Consider the following 21,267-nt stretch of genomic DNA (forward strand, 5'->3'; position numbering starts at 1 on the left):
CACAGGAGAGGCGGGCATAAAAGACGGCAGTGCCCAATTCGCTTGTGCTGCTTTCGAGAGAGCAAGCGCTATGCCAGCTATTGCGGGGGCTAAGACGAAGGTCGTAGAGGAGCCGCTTGCGGATCACCGGGGCAGGCCGTGGACGCCATGCCAGAGCGGCAGGCCTTGCGGACCGGAGGCGCGGAGGGCGCGGAAATGCCAGGCCCTGCCGCTGTTCGCGAGCGAGGCTGGCGAAGGTTCGCCAGTTATTCCGCTTCGTCTGGCGAGCATCCGCCATCTGGGAGGGCCAGACCGTACTTGCGCAGCTTGTCGTGCAGTGTCCGCCGGGGCAGCCCAAGCGCTTCGGCCACGCTGCGCACCGAACTGCGAGGGCCGTCCAGGGCGGCTGCGATGAGCGCTCGTTCGTAGGCTTCGACCTGTTCGCTCAGCGAACCGGCGTTGGCGCTGGCAGGCATGCCGGCGACCGGCGCCCCGAGCGCGACGTCCAGGCCGAGTTCCAGGCCCAGGGCGAAGCGCTCGGCCGCGTTCTGCAGTTCGCGCACGTTACCCGGCCAGTTGTGCCTGAGCAGCGATGCCCGCTCCACGGCGGTGCTGGCCCGTGGCGGCAGGCCATGGCGTGCGGCGCCCGCCTCGGCGAAATGCTGGAACAGCGGCAGGATGTCCTCGCTGCGTTCGCGCAGGGGCGGAATACGCAGGGGGGCGACGTTCAGGCGGTAGTAGAGGTCGGCGCGAAAGCGCCCCTGGTCGGCGGCCTGGCGCAGATCTTCCTTGGTCGCGGCGACGACGCGGATATCCAGCGGAATCAGGCCGTTTCCGCCCAGGCGTTCGACCACGCGCTCCTGCAGCAGGCGCAGCAGCTTGACCTGCACGTCGAGGCTCATGCTCTCGATCTCGTCGAGGAACAGGGTGCCGCCACTGGCGTATTCGAACTTGCCGATGCGGCGTTTCTGCGCGCCGGTAAAGGCGCCCGGCTCGTGCCCGAACAACTCGCTCTCCACCACCGACTCGGCCAGGGCACCGGCATTGATCGCCACGAAGGGACCATTGCGCCGGCTGGAAAGATCATGCAGGGCGCGTGCGACCACCTCCTTGCCAGCGCCCGTTTCGCCGAGGATCAGCACATCGGCCTGGGTCGCCGCGAGGGCGGCGATCTGATCGCGCAGACGGCCCGCGCCGGGCGATTGCCCGAGCAGCCGCGATGCCAGTTGCTGGCGGTCCGCCAGCGCCAGGCGCAGGCTGCGGTTCTCCACTACCAGTCGGCGGACCTCCAGTGCGCGGCGCACGCTGTCCAGCAGGGCGTCGCTGGCAAAGGGTTTTTCCAGGAAGTCGTAGGCCCCGGCGCGCATTGCCTGTACCGCCAGGGGTACATCGCCATGACCGGTGATCAGCATGACCGGCAGCTCGGTATCGCGCGCGCGGATCTCTGCGAGCAGCTCCAGCCCGTCGAGACCTGGCATGCGGATATCGCTGACCACCACTCCCGGCCAATCGGGCGTCAGACGCTCGGCCACACCCCGGGCATCGCCCAGGTCGGTGACCTTGAGGCCAGCCAGGTCCAGCGTCTGGGCCAGCGCCCGGCGCAGGTGGGGGTCGTCGTCGATCAACAGCACCTGGGTCTGGTGGTCGAGCGGCCGGGTCATGGCAGGTAGTCCTCGTTGGGGTAGGCGGTGCCGGGCGCCGCGCCTTGCAGCAGCAGTTCGACGCAGGCGCCGCCCTCGGGATGGTTGCCCAGCCGTAGTTCGCCGCCCAGGGCGCTGACAAGGGTATCGCAGATGGCCAGCCCCAGTCCCAGACCCTCGGCGGAAGCCTTGGTGGTGAAGAAGGGCTCGCGGGCGCGGCCCAGGGCATCTCTGCCGAAGCCTGGGCCGTTGTCGCGCAGGCTCACCCGCACGCCGTCCTCGAACAGTCCGGCGGCGATGTGCAGTCGCCTCGGCGAGGCGATGTCGCCCAGCGCGTCCAGGGCGTTGCTCAAGAGGTTGGTGAGAATCTGGCGCAGGCGGGTTTCGCCGGCCTGCACCCAGAGGGTCGCCTCCGGGACATCGCGGATCAGTTCCACGCCCATCGCCTGGCGGCGCCGGGCAATCAGCGACAGGGCGTCTTCCAGCGCCGGCTGCAGCGCCACCCGCTCGGCGCCACGCTGGTCTCGACGGGCGAAGGCGCGAAGGTGACTGATGATCGAGGCCATGCGGGTGGTCAGTGCGCTGATCTGCTGTAAGTTGCCGCGGGCCTCTTTGAGGCGGTTGTGATCGAGCAGCACGCCAGCGTTGTCGGCGTAGCTGCGCATCGCCGCCAGGGGCTGGTTCAGTTCATGGCTGATGCTTGCCGACATGGTTCCCAGCACCGACAACTTGCCGGCCTGGAGCAATTCGTCCTGGGCGCGGACCAGTTCCTGCTGGGCCTGCTCGCGTTCGAGCACCGCGCCCTTGAGGCGGCTGTTGAGGGTTTCCAGCTCGTGGGTTCGGGCTTGCACCCGGCCTTCGAGTTCTTCCCGGGCGCGGGCATCCAGGGCCATGCGTTCGATCAGGTGGCGCCGTCGTTGCAGGAGCAGGCCGAGCCACAGCAGCAGCACCAGCAGGGTAGCGCCACCGATGGCCAGCACCGTGCGCACCGGGCGTTCGACCAGTATCGTGGGCGCCAGGATGCGTACCGTCCAGTCCGTCTCGCGCAGTTCGCGGCTCTGGATCAGCCAGCTGCGCAGGTCCAGCGAAAGGCGTCGCGGCGACGTGGTGGTGTAGGGGCGGTCCTGGATGATGCGCTCACGCTCCTCGCTGTCGAGTTCGCGAACGGCGTGATAGCGCCATTCCGGATGCGAGGTCAGGATCACCACGCCGTTCGCGTCGGTGACCAGCAGCTGCTCGGGCGTGTTGCCCCAGAGCGTTTCGGTGTGGTCCAGATCGACCTTGACCACGATCGCCCCGAGCACCGCCTGGCCGTCGCGAACCGCCGCGCTGAAGTAGTAGCCGCGTTTTCCCGAGGTGGTCCCGAGGCCGAAGAAACGACCCAGTTCGCCGCGCATGGCCTGGCGAAAATAGGGGCGAAAGGCGAAGTCACGATTGACGAAGCTGTCGGCGTCCTGCCAGTTGGACGCTGCCAGGGTGATGCCTTGCGGACTCATCAGATAGAGCACGTCAGCGCCGGTTCGCGCGCGCAGCTCTTCGAGCAGTCGGTTGGCCTGGTCGACCGCCCCGGGGTGCGGTGCCTCAAGGGCGCGTCGCAGCACTGGCAGGTCGCCGAGGATGGCCGGCAGCACCTCGTAGCGGTGCAGCGTGCCGAGCAGGTTGGCAACGTAGAGGTCGAGGGTCTGGCGGTTCTGCTCCAGCAACTGGTCGGTGTAGTAGCGTTCGGCCAGGTGCTTGAGCGGCCACAGCAGCGGCAGCAGCAACAGCGACAGCAGGGCGAGGGTGCGCCAGGGTTGACGGCGGGAAAGCTTCGGTCGAGTCATGGGATGCGCCTGTGGATGGCGCATTATGCCTGCAAGCGGGGTGGGCGAGCCGCAGCGCCGACGTCAGGCGCTGCAGGTCATTCCACTGAACAGCGAGCTGCCGTTGTCACGCGGTGTCCCCAGGCATAGCGCCAGGCCGACCTCCCATTCCGGCAACTGCACGCCCCACTCCCGCTGGAGCTTGTCGCAGTTCAACCGGGAATTGAGCGGCCGGCGCGCGGCGGTGGGGTAGTCCGCCGAGGCGATCGGCCCGAGTTCGAGATCCAGCGGCCCCAACTGCTGGTCCAGCGTCTTGCCGATCAGCGAGGCGAAGCCGTACCAGGAGGTGTAGCCGGCGGCGGTGAGGTGGTAGAGCCCGCTCAGCGGGCGCCCCTCGCGGCGCCAGGTGCGGATCATGCTTGCAGTGACGCTGGCGATGGTGCCGGCCCAGGTAGGCGCGCCTATTTCATCGTCCACCACCGTCAGGTGCTTTCGTTCCTGCATCAGCCTGCGCATGGTGAGCAGGAAGTTGCGGCCGTGCAGCGAATAGACCCAGCTGGTCCGCAGGATCAGGCCCTGGCCCCCGACTGCCTGGATCGCCCGCTCGCCGGCGAGCTTGCTGCTGCCATAGACACTCAGCGGGGAGGGCTGGTCGTCTTCGCAGTAGGGCGTGCGCTTGTTGCCGTCGAAGACGTAATCGGTGGAGTAATGGATCAGGGGCACGCCCAGGCGCCTGGCTTCCTCGGCGAGGATGCCGGGGGCGTGTCCGTTGATCGCGATGGCCTGCTCCACCTCGCTTTCGGCCTTGTCCACCGCTGTGTAGGCGGCAGCATTGATGATCAGATCCGGTTTCAGCTGGCGCACCTGCTGGCGGATGCGATCAGGGTAGAGGAGATTCAGCTCCTGGCTGCCCAGTACGACGATTTGCCCATCCCCGGCAAGCTCCAGTTGCAGTTCCCTTGACAACTGACCGTGACTGCCGGTGATGAGGATTCTCATGGATAGAGCTCCGCATCGCTCAGGAGAACGCCCGCTTCGTCTTTTGCCGAGAGCCTGGGCGGGCTGCTGATTGGCCAGTCGATGCCCAGCGCCGGGTCGTTCCACAAGAGCGAGCGCTCCTGCGAAGGCGCGTAGTAGTCGGTGGTCTTGTAGAGAAACTCGGCGTATTCGCTGAGCACCAGGAAGCCATGGGCGAATCCTTCGGGTACCCAGAGCATGCGGTGGTTGTCGGCAGTCAGGTGAACGCCGACCCAGCGGCCAAAGCTGGGCGAGCTCTGGCGCAGGTCGACGGCGACGTCGAACACCTCGCCCACCACCGCACGCACCAGTTTCCCCTGTGGTTGGCCGATCTGGTAGTGCAGGCCGCGCAGTACCCCGCGCTGGGACCTGGAGTGGTTGTCCTGCACGAACTGCCGCTCGAGGCCGGTCGCCTCTTCGAAGGCGGCGGCGTTGAAGCTCTCAAAGAAGAAGCCGCGCTCGTCACCGAACACCTTCGGTTCGATGATCAGCACGTCCGGAATGCCGGTTTCGATGATATTCATGCGTGCTCACCCGCAATCTTGAACAGATACTGGCCGTAGCCGGTCTTGCCCAGCGCGTCGGCGCAGCGCAGCACCTGCTCGCGGCTGATCCAGCCGTTCTGGAAGGCGATCTCCTCCAGGCAGGCGACCTTCAGCCCCTGGCGGTGCTCGATGGTCTGAACATACTGGGAGGCTTCCAGCAGGCTGTCGTGGGTCCCGGTGTCGAGCCAGGCGAAGCCGCGGCCGAAGCGCTCGACGCGCAGGTCGCCGCGCCGGAGGTAGGCCATGTTGACGTCGGTGATCTCCAGCTCGCCACGTGGCGAGGGCTTGATCGACTTGGCGATCTCCACCACATCGTTGTCGTAGAAGTACAGCCCGGTCACGGCATAGCTGGACTTCGGGTTCTTTGGCTTTTCCTCGATGGACAGCGCCGTGCCCTGTTCGTCGAAGTCGATCACGCCGAAGCGCTCGGGGTCGCGGACCCAGTAGCCGAACACCGTGGCACCACTGTCCTGGCAGGCGGCGCGTTGCAGTTTCTCGGTGAAGTGCTGGCCATGGAAAATGTTGTCGCCGAGGATCAGGCACACCGAGTCGTCGCCGATGAAGTCTTCACCGATGAGAAAGGCCTGGGCGAGACCATCCGGCGAGGGCTGCTCGGCGTAGCTCAGGTTCACCCCGAACTGACTGCCGTCACCCAGCAGGCTCTTGTACTGCGGCAGATCGGTCGGGGTCGAGATGACCAGGATGTCGCGAATGCCGGCGAGCATCAGCACGGACACCGGGTAGTAGATCATCGGCTTGTCGTAGATCGGCAGGAGCTGCTTGGAAACGCCGAGGGTAATGGGGTGCAGGCGGGTGCCGGATCCTCCGGCGAGAATGATTCCCTTCATGCCAGTGCCTCCAGCGCGCCCAGGCGTTCACGTTGATAACTACCGTCCTGAACCCGGCGGCACCACTCGAGGTTTTCCAGATACCACCGCACGGTCTTGCGCAGCCCGCTCTGGAAGGTTTCTTCCGGCACCCAGCCCAGCTCGCGCTGGATCTTGCCGGCGTCGATGGCGTAGCGCAGGTCGTGGCCCGGGCGATCACGGACAAAGGTGATCAGGTCCTCGTAACGGTCGACCCCGGCAGGCTTCTGCGGTGCCAGGTCTTCGAGCAGCGAACAGATTCCGCGCACCACGTCGATGTTCTTCTGCTCGTTGTGGCCACCGATGTTGTAGGTCTCACCCACGGCGCCCTCGCTGCAGACCTTCAGCAGCGCGCGGGCATGGTCCTCGACGAACAGCCAGTCGCGCACTTGCAGGCCATCGCCGTACACCGGCAGTGGCTTGCCTTCCAGGGCATTGAGGATCACCAGCGGAATCAGTTTTTCCGGGAAGTGGTAGGGTCCGTAGTTGTTCGAGCAGTTGGTCACCAGCACCGGCAGGCCGTAGGTGCGGTGCCAGGCGCGAACCAGATGATCGGACGACGCCTTGCTGGCCGAATAGGGCGAGCTCGGCGCGTAGGGCGTGGTCTCGGTGAAGAGGTCGTCGACGCCGTGCAGGTCCCCATACACCTCGTCGGTGGATATATGATGGAAGCGAAAGGCGGCCTTGCGCTCGGCCGGCAGGTTCTGCCAGTAGGTTCGCGCGGCTTCGAGCAGCTGATAGGTGCCAAGGATGTTCGTCTGGATGAACTCGGCTGGCCCGTCGATCGAGCGGTCCACATGGGATTCGGCCGCCAGGTGCATGATCGCGTCGGGCTCGAATTCCGACAGCGCCTCGCTGACCCGTTCGCGGTCGCCGATATCGGCTTGCACGAAACGATACCGGGGGCTGTCCTCGATCTCGCGGAGCGATTCGAGGTTGCCGGCGTAGGTCAGTTTGTCCAGGTTGAGAACCTGATGATCGGTATTCCCGATGAGGTGGCGAATCAGTGCGGAGCCGATGAACCCGGCTCCGCCGGTGACGAGAAGGCGCATATCGTTAAGCTTCCTTGGCGCGGTCGTAGAGCGATGGCTCTAGCATGTCGATGCGATAGACAAACTAGGAAATCCAAAATTCCTTTCATCGATAACGCCTGTGCCAACGACAGCGCTGCAAGGGTGCTCAGCCCGCCGATTGCCCATAACGGGCGCGCGGGGTGGCCATGGCGATGATGTCCCCGTCCAGGGGCAGGAAGCGCCCGCGCTCGGCGTCGTAGGCGTTGATCTCGCTCGTTTCGATGTTGTAGACCCAGCCATGGATGAACAGCAGGCCGCTGGCGACCCGCGCGGCGACCGAGGGGTGGGTGAGCAGGTGATTGAGCTGCGCGACCACGTTTTCCTCGGTGAGCAGTTCCAGGTGGCTGCCACCGCAATGGCAGGTATCGTAGTTCGCCGCCACCACGGTGCGCGCCACTTCGGCATGGCGCAGCCAGCCCTTGACCGTGGGCATGCCCTCCAGCGACTGCGGGTCGAGCACCGCTTTCATCGCGCCGCAGTCGGAATGACCGCAGACAATGATGTGGCGCACGCCCAGGGCCACCACGGCGTACTCGATGGCGGTGGATACGCCGCCGTTCATCTGGCCATAGGGTGGCACCACGTTGCCCACGTTGCGGGTCACGAAGAGGTCGCCCGGCGAGCTCTGGGTGATGAGCTCGGGCACGATGCGCGAATCCGCGCAGGTGATGAACATGGCGCGCGGGTTCTGCGCGGTGGCGAGCTTCTTGAACAGCTCGATCTGGGCGGGAAAGACTTCGCTGCGGAAACGCTTGAAGCCGGCGACGATGCTGTCGAGGGCCTCGTCGGCCGGGTGGGGGGGCTTGGGGTCGGTCATGATGAAGATCTCTACGGGCCATTCAAGGCGATGAAGTAGATGACAACCGCCCGCCCGCCTGGGTCACACCGGTGAGCCGGGAAGGCGCAGACAGCCTTGCAGGTTTGGCTCGGCCAGGCTCAGGCGGCGTTCCTTCAGGTAGTCGTAGGTTGCCCGGCTGCGCTGCAGATCGTCCAGGTCCAGGCACAGCGACAGGTGGCCGGGCTGATCCTGGAGACAGCCCAGCACCTTGCCGAAGGGGTCGATCACCATGCTTTCCCCGTCGAAGCGATCACGGCGGCCCTGTCCGGCCCGGTTGCACATGGCCACGAACACCTGGTTTTCCTGGGCCCGGGCGCTGCCGGCGGTGCGGTGCACATAACCGTAGGGCGCCATGTTGCCGTTGCAGACCAGCAGCAGTTGCGCACCCATCTCCGCCAGGGCACGTGCCGGCTCGGGAAACTCGATATCGAAGCAGATCAGCAGGCCGACACCGATCCCGCGCCACTGGCAGACTCGCAGTTCATGGCCCGGCTCGAAGATGGCGCGATCGTCGCCCCACAGGTGGGTCTTGCGATAGACCAGGCGCACCCCCTCCGGATCGATCAGCACCGCGCAATTGTACAGCGCCCCGCCCTCGCAGATCGGCAGACCGATGGCCAGGCTGGTGCAGTACAGCTGGGCCAGTTCGCGCAGGCGTTGTACCAGCGGACCGTCCAGAGGCTCGGCGCAGGCCTCCACCTCGGCGCGGCTGGCGAAGCCGCTGGTGCTCGTCTCCGGAAACACCAGCAGGTCGTGCAGCGGGCCCAGCGCAGCGATCTCCGCCTCGATCCTCGCCAGATTGAGCCCGCAGTCGCCCTCGTCGATGGCCATCTGAACCAGCGCGATACGTACTTGCGACGCCATGATTGCACTCCCGAAACTGTCTGATACCCCAGCATAAACAGACCCGTCGAATCTCGCCAAGGCTGCACTGAAATGTCTGCCAGCCGGCAGGTTCGAGGCACGGGAGCACCAGTGAGGGGCGTTGTGAGAGGGACCAACGGCGCAAAGTAGGCGATGCCGGGCTTTGCGTGTCAGGCATTTATCTTGCTTTAGAGGAATTTTCCGTCTCGCGAGCCGTTTCGATGCCGACCCTGTTGATGACGATTCATGCCGCCCTGTCCCGCCGGCGCACCTACCCGGCGCCCTCTCGTCCGACCCATCCCGGGCGCAGCGCCCCAGCCCCCTGCGATGAGCGCTACCGCAACCTGCGGAGCATCGGTGCATGCTGACCTTCTACAGTGAGGAGCATCGTCTGCACCATGGCCGCTGCGAGCTGATCGACGGCGAGCTCAAACCCTGCTTCGAGATGCCGGCGCGAGCCGACCAGGTACTGGCGCGGGTTCGTCAGCGGCGTCTTGGAGAGGTGCGCGAGCCGGCCGACTTCGGCCTGGCCCCGCTGCTGCGAAGCCACACCGACGATTACCTGGCCTTTCTGAAGGGCGCCTGGGCGCGCTGGTCAGCGGCCGGCAACAGCGCCGATCTGCTGCCCTTCACCTGGCCGGCGCGCAGTCTCAGGGGCGTGCGCCCGGAGAGCCTGCACGGCCAACTCGGCTATTACAGTTTCGATGCGGGCGCCCCCATCACAGCCGGCACCTGGCAGGCCGTCTATGGCGCCGCGCAGGTTGCCCTCAGCGGCCAGCAGGCGATCGCCGACGGCGCCACCAGCGCCTTCGCCCTCTGTCGCCCTCCGGGCCATCACGCCGGTGCCGACCTGATGGGCGGCTACTGCTACCTGAACAACGCCGCCATTGCGGCCCAGGCCTTTCTCGACCAGGGCTGCGCACGGGTCGCCATCCTTGATGTCGACTACCACCACGGCAACGGCACCCAGTCGATCTTCTACCGTCGCGACGATGTGCTGTTCACCTCCATCCACGGCGATCCGCGCGCCGAGTTCCCGTTTTTTCTCGGCTATACCGACGAGACCGGCGAGGGTGCAGGAGAGGGCCACAACTTCAACCTGCCGCTACCGGCCGGTAGCGCCTGGGACGTCTGGAGCGCGGCGCTGGAGGCTGCCTGCCGGCAGATCGAGCGCTACGCCCCGGATGTCCTGGTGGTGTCGCTCGGCGTCGACACCTTCAAGGACGACCCGATCTCGCAATTCAGGCTCGATAGCCCTGACTACCTGCGCATGGGCGAACGTATCGCCCGACTCGGTGCGCCCACTTTGTTTGTCATGGAGGGGGGCTATGCGGTGGCGGAAATCGGCGTCAACGCGGTGAACGTGCTGGAAGGATTTCAAGGCGCCTTCGCGTCGCAACGGAGAGACTCATGAAGAAGTTGAAATACCTGCTGGGGGCCGCGATCTGCGGCGCGTCCCTGCTCGGTGGCAGCCTCCAGGCCCAGGAGCGTCAGCTGCGCGTCTACAACTGGTACGACTACATCACCCCGGAAACCCTGAAGAATTTCCAGGACGAGACGGGCATCAGCCTCACCTACGACATCTTCGACACCAACGAAGCGCTGGAAGCCAAGCTGCTGTCAGGCAATTCCGGCTATGACCTGGTGGTGCCTTCGAACATGTTTCTCGCCCGTCAGGTCCAGGCCGGAGTGTTCCAGAAGCTCGACCGCTCGCTGCTGCCGAACTGGAAGCACCTCGACGAGCAACTGATGAAGACTCTGCAGGCCAACGACCCGGGCAACGAGCACGCGGTGCCCTACATGTTCGGCACCATCCTCATCGGCTACAACCCGGACAAGGTCCGCGAGGCGCTGGGCGAGGCGGCGCCGCTGGACAGCTGGGAGCTGATCTTCAACGAGGAAAACATCAGCAAGCTGGCCCAGTGCGGGGTGACCCTGCTCGACTCGCCATCGGAGATCCTGCCGCTGGCACTGCACTACCTGGGCTTGCCGCCGAACAGTCCCGAGCCGGGCGACTACGCCAAGGCCGAGGCGCTGATGCTGAAGATCCGCCCCTACATCAGCTACTTCCATTCCTCCAAGTACATGACCGACATCGCCAACGGCGACGTCTGCGTCTCGGTGGGTTATTCGGGCACCTTCCTGCAGGCTTCCAACAGCGCCCAGCAGGCCGGCGGCCGGGTCACCGTGGACTGGCGCCTGCCGAAGGAAGGCGCACCGGTATGGTTCGACATGATGGCGATTCCGGGCGACGCGCAGAACGTTGAAGAAGCCCATGCCTTCATCAACTACATCCTGCGTCCGGAAGTGGTCGCGCCGATCAGCGACATGGTCGGTTACCCCAACCCGAACAAGGACGCCACCGAGCTGGTGGACGAACAGATCCGCAACAACCCGCACCTCTACCCGACCGAGGAAATGCAGCAGACGCTCTACACCCTCGAACCGCTGCCGCGTAACGCCGAACGGGCGCGCACCCGCACCTGGACCCGGATCAAGAGCGGCACCTAGCGCTGGCGCGTCATGCGCTGAGCCACCCGGTTGCGCCCGGCGTTGATCGCATCGGCCAACGCCTGCTCGGCTTCCAGCACCAGGGCGTCGGGCTGCTGGCAGTTCTGCCAGGGCAGGCAGCTCGATACCCCGAGGCTGGCGGTGACCATCCCGCCGGCGCTGCCGCGGTTGGCGATGTCGGCCCTTTCGATGGCCGCGCGGATATTTTCCGCGACTGTCTCTGCGCCGGCCGCGTCGGTGCCCGGGAGGATGACGGCCAGCCGGTCGCTGGCGAAGCGGGCGGGCAGGTCCAGGCTGCGGCGCAGCTGGCCGCGCAGCAGCCCGGCGATCTGCTGCAGGCGCTCGTCGGCCGCCTGCTGGCCATGGGATTCGCGCAGGAGCTTGAAGCCGTCGAGTTCGAGCAGTACCAGCGACAGGGGTTCGTGATCGACCCGCAGGAAGGCCTGGTTCAGCGACAGGTCGAACTGCCGGCGAGTGGCAAGGCCAGTCAGCTCATCGGCACTGGAAAGGATTTCCAGGCTGTCGTTGAGCTCCGAAAGATCGCGATGTGCCTGCAGCAGCACCGACTCCACTTCTAGCCGCTGGCGCAGGCCGAACAGCGTCCTCAATCCCAGCCAGGCAATGGTCACCAGTGCCGCCAGCATCACCCAGACCGTGCGGTACAACGTTTGCCACCAGGCCGCGAAAGCGTGCCGCTCCTCCAGCCCGACCAGCACGTAGATGGGCGCCCGGTCACTGGCACGAAAACCCACCACACGCCGCACGCCGTCGACCGGGGAGTCGTAGCGCAGCACCCCGGCAGGCTTCCCGGCGCTGATCTGGCGGGCCACGGGTCCCTGGCTGAAATCAAGGTAAAGCTCGGCTTCGCGAAAGGGCTGGCGAATCAGGATCGCGTGGTCGGCGCGCATCAGCGTCACCACGCCATTGGGTCCCAGCTCCACGCCGCGAAACTGCTCGAGAAAGGTCGCGACGCGCAGGGTCACCAGCGCAGTGCCCGCGAATTGGCCGTCCGGGTCGTTCATCCGCCGCGAGACGGTGATGATCCAGTCGGTGGTCGTGCGGCTGCGGATCGGTCGTCCGATATGCGCCTCCAGCCCGGGGTTCTGTTGATGGTGCTGAAAGTAGCCACGGTCGGCCGCGTTCTGCGTCGGCAGTTGGTCGAGCGTGCTGAAGATCGGCACGCCGTCGCGGTCGTAGATCACCACGGCCTGGATCTCCGGATAGTGACGTATCTGGTCGGCCAGCACGCCGCGCAGGCGCGCCAGGGCTGCGGGCGAATCGCCGTCCTGCTCGAGGCGCTCGATCAGGCCGAGCAGGATGGTGCCCGAGTGCAGCACCGAGGTCTCAGCGCTGTGCAGCAGGATGGTCGACAGGTTGACCACGTCGGTCTCGTGTTGCTGCCGGTAGAGGCTGTAGTCCTCGGCGAGCTGCCAGACGCCGAGGCCGACGATGATCAGGCAGGCCAGCAACAACAGCGTCGCCGACTGGTGGGTCGACTTGCGCAGGTGCTCATGCCTGGCGGCCAGTTGCACGGCGCGGGTCAGGTCTCGGGAAGTCATGGCTGGCGAGCCTTCGACAAGTAGAGGGATGGCCTGCAAGGCCAGAACATCTGACACGCGCGGCGGCGCGCAAATCCCGGCGGCCCGATGCGCGGGCGGAAGCGACCCGGAAATGTTCACCAGCGACACCACCCGTCTTTATTGATTGATCGTTCAATAAAAAATAAATAGGCTGTAGTTCACTTTCTTTCCAACCCCGGAGGCCCGATGCCCAAGGTCGGCATGCAGCCTGTACGTCGTTCGCAACTGATCAACGCGACCATGGAGGCCGTGGACCAGGTCGGCATGGGCGATGCCAGCATCGCGCTGATCGCGCGCCTGGCCGGAGTCTCCAACGGCATCATCAGCCACTACTTCCAGGACAAGAACGGCCTGCTCGAAGCCACCATGCGCCACCTGCTCAAGGCGCTGCACCAGGCCATCCAGGCGCGCCGCCAGGCGCTGCCGGACGACAGCCCGCGCGCGCACCTGCAGGCCATCATCGAGGGCAATTTCGACGACAGCCAGATCAACGGGCCGGCGATGAAGACCTGGCTGGCGTTCTGGGCCAGCAGCATGCACCAGCCCGCGCTGCGCCGGTTGCAGCGGGTCAACGACCAGCGGCTGTATTCGAACCTCTGCCACCAGTTCCGCCGGCAACTGCCGGCGCAGCAGGCGCGGCAGGCGGCCCGTGGGTTGGCGGCGCTGATCGACGGGCTATGGCTGCGCGCGGCGCTGTCGGGCGATGACTTCGATACCGACCAGGCCTTGCGCCTGGCCTGCGACTATCTCGATCAACAACTGGCGCGCTGAGCACATCGCGCCCCCAGGAGGGCTTCATGTCCCGCTTCGAAGAACAGCAACTCTATATCGGCGGCCGTTATGTGACCGGTCACGGCACGGCGTTCGAAGCCGTCAACCCGGCCACCGGCGAAGTGCTGGCGAAGGTGCAGGGCGCTTCGCCCGAGGATGTCGATGCTGCCGTCGTGGCGGCGGCGGCAGGCCAGAAGGTCTGGGCGGCGATGACCGCGATGCAGCGCTCGCGCATCCTGCGCCGTGCGGTGGATATCCTCCGCGAGCGCAACGACGAGCTGGCCCGTCTGGAGACCCTCGACACCGGCAAGCCGCTGTCGGAAACCCTGGCGGTTGACATCGTCACCGGCGCCGACGTGCTCGAATACTATGCCGGGCTGATTCCGGCGCTCGAAGGCCAGCAGATCCCCCTGCGCGAGTCGAGCTTCGTCTATACCCGGCGCGAGCCGCTGGGCGTGGTGGCCGGTATCGGCGCCTGGAACTATCCGATCCAGATCGCCCTGTGGAAATCCGCACCGGCGCTCGCCGCGGGCAACGCGATGATCTTCAAGCCCAGCGAGGTCACCCCGCTGTCGGCGCTCAAGCTGGCCGAGATCTACAGCGAAGCGGGCCTGCCGGATGGCGTGTTCAGCGTGCTCAACGGTCTTGGCGGCGAGGTGGGGCAGATGCTCACCGAGCACCCCGGCATCGCCAAGGTGTCCTTCACCGGCGGCACCGTCACCGGCAAGAAGGTCATGGCCAGCGCCTCGGCCTCGACCCTGAAGGAAGTCACCATGGAGCTGGGCGGCAAGTCGCCGCTGATCATCCTCGACGACGCCGATCTGCACCGCGCCGCCGACATCGCCATGAGCGCCAATTTCTTCAGTTCCGGCCAGGTCTGCACCAACGGCACCCGGGTTTTCGTCCCGCGTGACCTGCAGGCGCGCTTCGAGGCGCTGGTACTGGAGCGGGTCAAGCGCATTCGTCTTGGCGACCCGCTGGACGAGTCGACCAACTTCGGTCCGCTGTCGAGCTTCGCCCACCGCGACCGGGTGATGGGCTACATCGCCTCCGGCCGCGAACAGGGCGCCCGCCTGCTGATCGGCGGCAACGCACCAGGCGAAGGCGACTTCGCCCGGGGTGCCTGGGTCGCGCCGACGGTGTTCAGCAACTGCCGCGACGACATGCGCATCGTCCAGGAAGAAATCTTCGGCCCGGTCATGAGCATCCTGGTCTACGACACCGAGGAAGAAGCCATCCGCCGCGCCAACGCTACCGATTACGGCCTCGCCGCCGGCGTCGTCACCCGCGACCTGACTCGCGCGCACCGGGTCATCCATCAGCTCGAAGCGGGCATCTGCTGGATCAACACCTGGGGTGAATCCGCGGCGGAAATGCCAGTGGGCGGCTACAAGCAATCCGGCGTCGGCCGGGAAAACGGTCTCACCACGCTGGAGCACTACACCCGCATCAAGTCGGTGCAGGTCGAGCTGGGCGCGTTCGGCGCGGTGTTCTGACAGACGAGAAAGAGCGTTGGCGGTTGGTGCCTGGACGAAGTGCGGGTTCGTGTCGCTCTATCGTCCGGCCTCCAGTCTCCCACGGCCTTTGCGGAGCTTTTATGGACTACGACTACATCATCATCGGTGCCGGCTCGGCCGGTAACGTACTGGCCACCCGGCTGACCGAGGACGCGGATGTCAGCGTCCTGCTGCTGGAGGCCGGTGGGCCGGACTATCGGCTGGATTTCCGCACCCAGATGCCGGCGGCGCTGGCCTATCCGCTGCAGGGCAAGCGCTACAATTGGGCCTACGAGACCGAGCCCGAGCCGCACATGAACAACCGCCGCATGGAGTGCGGGCGCGGCAAGGGACTCGGCGGCTCGTCGCTGATCAACGGCATGTGCTACATCCGTGGCAATGCCCTGGACTTCGACAACTGGGCCAAGGCCAAGGGGCTGGAGGACTGGGCCTATCTCGACTGCCTGCCGTACTTCCGCAAGGCGGAGACGCGCGACATCGGCCCCAATGACTACCACGGCGGCGACGGCCCGGTGTCGGTGTGCACGCCCAAGCCGGGCAACAACCCGCTCTTCCATGCCATGGTCGAGGCCGGCGTACAGGCGGGCTACCCGCCTACCGACGACCTCAACGGCTACCAGCAGGAAGGCTTCGGCCCGATGGATCGCAGCGTGACCAAGGACGGCCGGCGCTCCAGCACCGCGCGTGGCTACCTGGACCAGGCGCGCCAGCGGCCGAACCTGACCATCGTCACCCACGCCACCACCGACCGCATCCTCTTCGAGGGCAAGCGCGCCAGCGGCGTGGCCTACCTGCAAGGCCGCAGCGACCAGCCCACCATCGTTCGTGCCCGCCGCGAGGTGCTGCTCTGCGCCGGGGCCATCGCCTCGCCGCAGATCCTCCAGCGCTCCGGCGTCGGCCCGGCCGCCTTGCTGCGTGACTACGATGTGCCGGTAGTGCTCGACCTGCCGGGTGTCGGCCAGAACCTGCAGGACCACCTGGAGGTGTACATCCAGTACGCCTGCAAGGAGCCGGTCTCGCTGTATCCGGCGCTGCGATGGTGGAACCAGCCGCCGATCGGCGCCAACTGGATGTTTCGTGGCAAGGGTCTCGGCGCCAGCAACCAGTTCGAGGCGGGCGGCTTCATCCGCACCCGCCCTGAGTTCGAGTGGCCGAACATCCAGTACCACTTCCTGCCGGTCGCGATCAATTACAACGGCAGCAATGCGGTGAAGGAACACGGCTTCCAGGCGCACATGGGGTCGATGCGTTCGCCCAGCCGCGGGCGCATCGAGCTGCGCTCGAAGGACCCGCGCCAGCATCCGAGCATCCTGTTCAACTACATGAGTCACGAGCAGGACTGGCAGGAATTCCGCGATGCCATCCGCATCACCCGCGAGATCATGGCGCAGCCGGCACTTGACCCCTACCGCGGCCGCGAACTCAGCCCCGGGGCCGATTGCCAGACCGATGCCGAGCTGGATCGCTTTGTCCGTGAGCATGCCGAAACCGCTTTCCACCCGTCCTGCTCGTGCAAGATGGGTGAAGACGACATGGCCGTGGTCGATGGTCAGGGGAGGGTGCACGGCCTGCAGGGACTGCGTGTGGTGGACGCCTCGATCATGCCGGAGATCATCACCGGCAACCTCAACGCCACCACCATCATGATCGCCGAGAAGATCGCCGACCGCATCCGCGGCCGCCAGCCCCTGCCGCGCAGCACCGCCAGATACCACATCGCCGGCGACGCACCGGTACGCGGCAAACCCCAGCGGTAGGGGTGGTAGGTCGGATCAGCGCAGCGTAATCCGACATGCGGGGGCAGGTCAGGAATTCCGCCGCGTCGGGTTACGCCTTCGGCTAACCCGACCTACGGGAAGGCGGTGGTAGGTCGGATTAGCGCAGCGTAATCCGACATGCGGGGGCAGGTCAGGAACTCCGCCGCGTCGGGTTACGCCTTTGGCTAACCCGACCTACGGCTGGGCGGTGGCAGCGGTGTAGGTCGGATTAGCGCAGCGTAATCCGACGGGGGGCAGTGTTCTATTCGCCCGCGTCCAGATCCGTACCCTGGGGCACCAGGCGCCCCCCAGCCGGCCGGGTATCTGCCCTCGCGCAGGTATTTGTGAACGCTTGAATGTGGCCAGTCTGCCGCGTCTCTTACCAGCCCATGCTTGACAGGGTTGTAATGGATGTAGTCGACGTGCCTTGCGAAATCCTCCGGACTGCGCAACAGATGCTCCCAATAGCGCGGCTGCCAGATTCCTCGGGCGGAGCGCGGTTCCGCCCGCTTGCTGACCCAGGTTTTGATCAAGCGCCAGCGAGTAGGGAAATCCGCGTCGCCAGGCGGAAGCGTCCAGACGCAATGCAAGTGATCGGGCAGTACGACGATCGCTTCGATGCTGAATGGACGCCGCTGGTGTACCGAGCGAAATGCCTGTCGCAGCAACTCGACATGGCCAGGATCGGCAAACCAGGGTTCGCGGTCGCGTGTGACCAAGGTGAAGAAATACGAAGCTCCCGGGACAAGAGCCCGTCGATAGCGCATGGGATCGTCCTTGATCGTCACTGGCGGTCATGCAGCATAACGCGAGCGCAGCCCGAAAACCTTGGGCCGCGTCGGGTTACGCCTTTGGCTAACCCGACCTACGGGTGCGGTGGCAGCGGTGTAGGTCGGATTAGCGCAGCGTAATCCGACGTGCGGGGGCAGGTCAGGAATTCCGCCGCGTCGGGTTACGCCTTTGGCTAACCCGACCTACGGGTGCGGTGGCAGCGGTGTAGGTCGGATTAGCGCAGCGTAATCCGACATGCGGGGGCAGGTCAGGAATTCCGCCGCGTCGGATTAGCGCAGCGTAATCCGACATGCGGGGGCAGGTCAGGAATTCCGCCACGTCGGGTTACGCCTGTGGCTAACCCGACCTACGGGCTGGCGGTGTAGGTCGGATTAGCGCAGCGTAATCCGACGTGGCGGATGGAGGCCCTCCGAAGGTGGGAAATCCCGTCAGAGGATGTTCAGCGGGTACTCGGTGATCACACGGAGTTCGTTGATATCCCCGCTGAAGCCCCGTGCGGTGGCGTAGCGTACTCGGAATGAGAGGTCCTTCAGGCCGCCTTCCTGGAATACGTAGCGGGCTTCCAGGCCGCGTTCCCATTCCTTGCCCGAGGCGTTGGCATAGTAGGAGTAGACGCCGGCTGGGTCGACGCTGCCGCCGTCGATGTCACCCTTGATGTAGCGGGCCATCAGGGTCAGGCCGGGAACGCCATAGGCGGCCATGTTGATGTCGTAGCGAATCTGCACGGACTTCTCGCCGGGGCTGTTGAAGTCTGTCCACTGCGATGAATTGGCCAGATAGATCGAGTCCCCGGCGTTGGTACCGTCCATGGCGATGTAGTCCATCGGCGCGTTGCCGTTCACCTGCTGGTGGGCGAGGGTGAGGCTGTGGGCGCCGAAGGAGTAACCGGCTGCCAGCGACCAGGCGGTGGTATTGATGTCGCCGGCCAGGGAGCGGCCCTTGTCGCGCGTGTCGTAGACGTTGAAGTCCAGGCTCAGGGCGCGTTCGTCAGAGAGCGGCAGGGCCAGGGTCAGGTTGCCGTAGTACTGGGTCCAGATATCCTCGTAGTCGGCCGCATAGAGGGTCGCGCTGAGGTTGTCGGCCAGTTGATAGCTGCCGCCGAGGTAACCGACAGAGGCCACGTCGATGGGGCCGCCGTAGACCAGGGTGATCTGGCCGTCACGGTTGGTCGAGGCGTTGCGGTCGCGTATCGAATGGAAGTAACCGGCGTCGACCATGAGGTTGGCGATCTCGGCGGAAGTCAGCTGGAAGCCGGTGGCGGTGCTGGCGAAGGTGCGGCCGGTGCCGGGGGAGAACACCGGGGACGTGGGCGTCAGGTCGCCGTATTTCAGCACGGTGTCGGAGAGGCGTGCCTTGATCGCGCCGCCGGCCAGGCCGAAGTTGTCGGCCGGGCGACCGTCGCTGTCCACCGGCAGCAGGCCGGTACCGCTGGTGCCGCGGCCACCGTCGAGCTTGACGGCAAAGGCGGCATGGGCATCGATGCCGAAGCCGACGGTGCCGCGGGTAAAGCCGGACTCATAGGCGGTGAGGATGCCATGGGTCCATTCCGTGCGATGGCTCGGTGAGGCGCCGGAGGCGCGGTTGTCGCGGTGGAAATAGTAGTTCTTGTTCACCAGCACGAGGCTGCTGTCTTCGATGAAACCCTCGGATTCGGCTTGCGCGCTGGCCAGGGCGAGCTGGGTGCTGGCGGCGGTCACGGCGAGCGCCAGGGCGCTGCATTTCATTGCTTTCATTCGAACTGCTCCTTGGTGTGATACGGCATTCAATGCGGGACGGTTGGGCCGTGGGCTCATTCCAGCCACTCGGCCACTCGCTGCGGGTTCTTCTCGACCCACTCGCGGGCGGCCGCATCCGGTTGGGCGCCCTCGCGGATCGCCAGCATCACGGCGCCCACTTCGGCGGCGCTCCAGTTGAACTTGCGCAGGAAAGCGGTGGCTTCCGGGGCCTTCTCGGCCATGCCGGGGTTGGCCAGGGTGTCGATGCGCTCGGCGTCGCCGAATACGCCCTTGGGGTCTTCCAGAAAGCGCAGGTCCCATTGGGCGAACATCCAGTGCGGAATCCAGCCGGTCACCACGATGGCCTTCTCGGCCTTGATGGCGCGGGCCAGGGCAGTGGTCATGGCCGGGCCGGAACTGGTCTGCAGCTTGAGTTCGAGGCCGTACTCCTTGATCGCGTCCTCGGTGCGACGCACCACGCCAGCACCGGCGTCGATACCGGTGATGCGGTTGTCGTAGGCCTTGCGGTCGCGGTTGAGATCCTCGATGGTCTGCGCCTCGACGTAGCTCGGCACGATCAGCCCGATCCTGGCGTCGAGGTAGTTGCTACCCAGCACCTCGACGCGGTCGCCTAGCCTCTCGAAGTATTCGCCGTGGGTGGCGGGAAGCCAGGCGGAGAGGGTGGCGTCGAGGTCGCCGCGGGCCACGCCCTGCCACATGATGGCCGGCTCGACCGGCTGCAGGGTCACCGGATAGCCAAGCTTGTCCCGGATGATCCAGCCGGCGACATGGGTGGCGGCGACGCTGTCGTCCCAGCCGTTGACATAGCCGATCTTCAGCTCCGGCTTGTCGGCGGCCAGGGCGGTGGCGGACAGGCCCAGGGCCAGCGCGGTGGCGCCGATGCCCTGGATCAAACGCTTGAGGGTACTCATCTGTACTGCTCCATGGTTGAGAAAATGGCAGGCAAAGGCTGGCCGTCGTCTCTTCTGCGAGAGACTCTGGATCGGAAGTTCTGGGAAGGCGGCACCGCCCGGGCTGGGCGGTGCCGGTCGGGTCAGAGACCTACGTGGGCTTTCACCGCGGCGTTGGCGTCACTGCCGTCGAAGGTCGTGACCCCCGCCAGCCACTGATCGAGCATCGCCGGGTTGGCGCGGATCCAGTTGCGCGCGACCACCATGGGATCGGCTTTCTCGCCCTGTTCCATCAGTTCGCTTTCGATCTCGACGCTGAACTGCAGGTTGTTCAGCAGCCGGCCGACGTTGGCGCAGCGTGCTTCATAGGTTGGCGGGACCACGGTGTAGACCTGCGCCGCGCCGAAGTCGGGGCCGAAGACATCATCGCCGCCCGCCAGGTAGGTGATGTCGAACTGGCTGTTCATCGGGTGCGGCGCCCAGCCGAGAAATACCACCGGCTCCTGGCGTTTCACCGCCCGGGAGACCTGCACCAGCATGCCGGCTTCGCTGGACTCCACCATGCGGAAGCCGCGCAGGCCGAACTGGTCGTTGCGGATCATCTGTTCGATCAGCAGGTTGCCGTCGTTGCCCGGTTCGATGGCATAGATTCGGCCGCCCAGCTCGTCCTTGAAGCGGGCGATGTCCTCGAAGCGGGTAAGGCCCGCCTCGGCCAGGTAGGTCGGCACCGCCAGGGTGTACTTGGCGCCCTGGAGGTTGGGGGTCTCCAGCACCTTGACGCTGCCGTCCTTGACGAAGGGCTCTATCACCGAGTCCATCGAGGGTGCCCAGTAGCCGAGAAAGGCGTCGATCTGTCCGGACTTGATCCCGGCAAAGGCGATCGGCACCGAGGCCATGACCTTGTTCGGCTTGTAGCCCAGGCCTTCGGCCAGGGTCATGGCCACCCCGGTGGTGGCGGTGATGTCGGCCCAACCGATCTCGGCGAAGCGCACCTGCTGGCAGCTGGCCGGTTCCTGTGCGGTCGCGACCCCGGCGAGCAGGCCGCAGAGCACGCCGATACCGGCGGTTTTCTTCCAATGCGTCATCTTC

17 protein-coding genes and 1 pseudogene are annotated in these 21,267 nt (G+C 65.8%); 5 read left to right on the top strand and 13 right to left on the bottom strand.

Translation table 11 applies throughout. The features are described 5' to 3' along the window. Window positions 1-245 precede the first annotated feature (245 nt). The 8 genes from ACFOMF_RS12045 to ACFOMF_RS12080 form a co-directional block, all read right to left on the bottom strand. Window positions 246-1,640 carry a sigma-54-dependent transcriptional regulator gene (locus ACFOMF_RS12045; protein WP_386365112.1) on the bottom strand — a complete coding sequence of 465 codons (1,395 nt, stop codon included), beginning with the start codon at window positions 1,638-1,640 and terminating at the stop codon, window positions 246-248. Further along, window positions 1,637-3,442 (bottom strand): sensor histidine kinase, encoded by a 1,806-nt coding sequence (locus ACFOMF_RS12050; protein WP_386365114.1) that lies wholly within the window; start codon window positions 3,440-3,442, stop codon window positions 1,637-1,639. Before ACFOMF_RS12050 ends, ACFOMF_RS12045 begins: the two co-directional genes overlap by 4 nt. A 63-nt stretch (window positions 3,443-3,505) precedes the next feature. After that, window positions 3,506-4,420, bottom strand: coding sequence for a dTDP-4-dehydrorhamnose reductase (gene rfbD, locus ACFOMF_RS12055; RefSeq protein ID WP_386365116.1), 915 nt, complete (start codon window positions 4,418-4,420; stop codon window positions 3,506-3,508). Beyond that, complete coding sequence (gene rfbC, locus ACFOMF_RS12060) at window positions 4,417-4,962, bottom strand: dTDP-4-dehydrorhamnose 3,5-epimerase (RefSeq protein ID WP_386365118.1); 546 nt, start codon at window positions 4,960-4,962, stop codon at window positions 4,417-4,419. Before rfbC ends, rfbD begins: the two co-directional genes overlap by 4 nt. Further along, window positions 4,959-5,831 (bottom strand): glucose-1-phosphate thymidylyltransferase RfbA, encoded by an 873-nt coding sequence (rfbA, locus tag ACFOMF_RS12065; RefSeq protein WP_386365120.1) that lies wholly within the window; start codon window positions 5,829-5,831, stop codon window positions 4,959-4,961. The genes rfbC and rfbA overlap by 4 nt, the downstream gene beginning before the upstream one ends. Next, on the bottom strand, window positions 5,828-6,901 hold the full coding sequence (gene rfbB, locus ACFOMF_RS12070; RefSeq protein WP_386365121.1) for a dTDP-glucose 4,6-dehydratase: 1,074 nt from the start codon (window positions 6,899-6,901) through the stop codon (window positions 5,828-5,830). Before rfbB ends, rfbA begins: the two co-directional genes overlap by 4 nt. Window positions 6,902-7,028: 127 nt before the next feature. Further along, window positions 7,029-7,739, bottom strand: a complete 711-nt coding sequence (locus tag ACFOMF_RS12075; protein ID WP_386365123.1) for a carbonic anhydrase — start codon at window positions 7,737-7,739, stop codon at window positions 7,029-7,031. A gap of 63 nt (window positions 7,740-7,802) precedes the next feature. Then, on the bottom strand, window positions 7,803-8,624 hold the full coding sequence (locus tag ACFOMF_RS12080; RefSeq protein ID WP_386365125.1) for a carbon-nitrogen hydrolase family protein: 822 nt from the start codon (window positions 8,622-8,624) through the stop codon (window positions 7,803-7,805). 361 nt (window positions 8,625-8,985) lie between these two features. Between ACFOMF_RS12080 and ACFOMF_RS12085 the strand changes: the two genes are divergently transcribed. Together ACFOMF_RS12085 and ACFOMF_RS12090 are read left to right on the top strand one after the other, a co-directional pair. Next, complete coding sequence (locus ACFOMF_RS12085) at window positions 8,986-10,038, top strand: histone deacetylase family protein (RefSeq protein ID WP_386365127.1); 1,053 nt, start codon at window positions 8,986-8,988, stop codon at window positions 10,036-10,038. Then, window positions 10,035-11,135, top strand: a complete 1,101-nt coding sequence (locus ACFOMF_RS12090) for a polyamine ABC transporter substrate-binding protein (RefSeq protein WP_386365128.1) — start codon at window positions 10,035-10,037, stop codon at window positions 11,133-11,135. Before ACFOMF_RS12085 ends, ACFOMF_RS12090 begins: the two co-directional genes overlap by 4 nt. Here ACFOMF_RS12090 and ACFOMF_RS12095 read toward each other — a convergent pair. After that, a complete protein-coding gene (locus ACFOMF_RS12095; RefSeq protein WP_386365130.1) occupies window positions 11,132-12,694 on the bottom strand; it encodes a sensor domain-containing diguanylate cyclase in 1,563 nt (520 codons plus the stop codon). The genes ACFOMF_RS12090 and ACFOMF_RS12095 overlap by 4 nt on opposite strands. A 207-nt stretch (window positions 12,695-12,901) precedes the next feature. Between ACFOMF_RS12095 and betI the strand changes: the two genes are divergently transcribed. From betI to betA, 3 genes are all read left to right on the top strand, one after another. Beyond that, window positions 12,902-13,486: a transcriptional regulator BetI gene (gene betI / locus ACFOMF_RS12100; protein WP_386365132.1), complete on the top strand. Its 585-nt coding sequence runs from the start codon at window positions 12,902-12,904 to the stop codon at window positions 13,484-13,486. 26 nt (window positions 13,487-13,512) lie between these two features. Further along, window positions 13,513-14,982 (top strand): betaine-aldehyde dehydrogenase, encoded by a 1,470-nt coding sequence (betB, locus tag ACFOMF_RS12105; protein ID WP_386365134.1) that lies wholly within the window; start codon window positions 13,513-13,515, stop codon window positions 14,980-14,982. A 101-nt stretch (window positions 14,983-15,083) separates the two neighbouring features. Next, on the top strand, window positions 15,084-16,760 hold the full coding sequence (gene betA / locus ACFOMF_RS12110) for a choline dehydrogenase (RefSeq protein WP_386365136.1): 1,677 nt from the start codon (window positions 15,084-15,086) through the stop codon (window positions 16,758-16,760). Between the two features lie 305 nt (window positions 16,761-17,065). On the opposite strand, the pseudogene ACFOMF_RS18405 reads toward betA, so the two are convergent. The 4 genes and pseudogenes from ACFOMF_RS18405 to ACFOMF_RS12125 all read right to left on the bottom strand — a co-directional run. Continuing rightward, window positions 17,066-17,527 (bottom strand): annotated as a pseudogene (locus ACFOMF_RS18405) (REP-associated tyrosine transposase); the annotation flags it as partial. Between the two features lie 453 nt (window positions 17,528-17,980). Beyond that, entirely contained in the window at window positions 17,981-19,285 is a 1,305-nt protein-coding gene (locus ACFOMF_RS12115; RefSeq protein ID WP_386365137.1) for an OprD family porin, read from the bottom strand. Window positions 19,286-19,341: 56 nt separating this feature from the next. Further along, on the bottom strand, window positions 19,342-20,199 hold the full coding sequence (locus ACFOMF_RS12120) for a glycine betaine ABC transporter substrate-binding protein (RefSeq protein ID WP_386365139.1): 858 nt from the start codon (window positions 20,197-20,199) through the stop codon (window positions 19,342-19,344). Between the two features lie 122 nt (window positions 20,200-20,321). After that, complete coding sequence (locus ACFOMF_RS12125; protein ID WP_386365825.1) at window positions 20,322-21,263, bottom strand: choline ABC transporter substrate-binding protein; 942 nt, start codon at window positions 21,261-21,263, stop codon at window positions 20,322-20,324. Window positions 21,264-21,267: the final 4 nt, after the last annotated feature.

This window comes from Stutzerimonas tarimensis (assembly GCF_042648805.1).
Classification (GTDB): Bacteria; Pseudomonadota; Gammaproteobacteria; order Pseudomonadales; family Pseudomonadaceae; genus Azomonas; species Azomonas tarimensis.

Coding starts and splice junctions, on each gene's coding strand:
- ACFOMF_RS12075 (WP_386365123.1), bottom strand. CDS start 7,739: ATGACCGACCCCAAGCCCCCCCACCCGGCCGACGAGGCCCTCGACAGC.
- ACFOMF_RS12080 (WP_386365125.1), bottom strand. CDS start 8,624: ATGGCGTCGCAAGTACGTATCGCGCTGGTTCAGATGGCCATCGACGAG.
- ACFOMF_RS12125 (WP_386365825.1), bottom strand. CDS start 21,263: ATGACGCATTGGAAGAAAACCGCCGGTATCGGCGTGCTCTGCGGCCTG.
- betA (WP_386365136.1), top strand. CDS start 15,084: ATGGACTACGACTACATCATCATCGGTGCCGGCTCGGCCGGTAACGTA.
- betB (WP_386365134.1), top strand. CDS start 13,513: ATGTCCCGCTTCGAAGAACAGCAACTCTATATCGGCGGCCGTTATGTG.
- ACFOMF_RS12050 (WP_386365114.1), bottom strand. CDS start 3,442: ATGACTCGACCGAAGCTTTCCCGCCGTCAACCCTGGCGCACCCTCGCC.
- ACFOMF_RS12045 (WP_386365112.1), bottom strand. CDS start 1,640: ATGACCCGGCCGCTCGACCACCAGACCCAGGTGCTGTTGATCGACGAC.
- betI (WP_386365132.1), top strand. CDS start 12,902: ATGCCCAAGGTCGGCATGCAGCCTGTACGTCGTTCGCAACTGATCAAC.
- rfbD (WP_386365116.1), bottom strand. CDS start 4,420: ATGAGAATCCTCATCACCGGCAGTCACGGTCAGTTGTCAAGGGAACTG.
- ACFOMF_RS12095 (WP_386365130.1), bottom strand. CDS start 12,694: ATGACTTCCCGAGACCTGACCCGCGCCGTGCAACTGGCCGCCAGGCAT.
- rfbB (WP_386365121.1), bottom strand. CDS start 6,901: ATGCGCCTTCTCGTCACCGGCGGAGCCGGGTTCATCGGCTCCGCACTG.
- rfbA (WP_386365120.1), bottom strand. CDS start 5,831: ATGAAGGGAATCATTCTCGCCGGAGGATCCGGCACCCGCCTGCACCCC.
- ACFOMF_RS12090 (WP_386365128.1), top strand. CDS start 10,035: ATGAAGAAGTTGAAATACCTGCTGGGGGCCGCGATCTGCGGCGCGTCC.
- rfbC (WP_386365118.1), bottom strand. CDS start 4,962: ATGAATATCATCGAAACCGGCATTCCGGACGTGCTGATCATCGAACCG.
- ACFOMF_RS12115 (WP_386365137.1), bottom strand. CDS start 19,285: ATGAAAGCAATGAAATGCAGCGCCCTGGCGCTCGCCGTGACCGCCGCC.
- ACFOMF_RS12085 (WP_386365127.1), top strand. CDS start 8,986: ATGCTGACCTTCTACAGTGAGGAGCATCGTCTGCACCATGGCCGCTGC.
- ACFOMF_RS12120 (WP_386365139.1), bottom strand. CDS start 20,199: ATGAGTACCCTCAAGCGTTTGATCCAGGGCATCGGCGCCACCGCGCTG.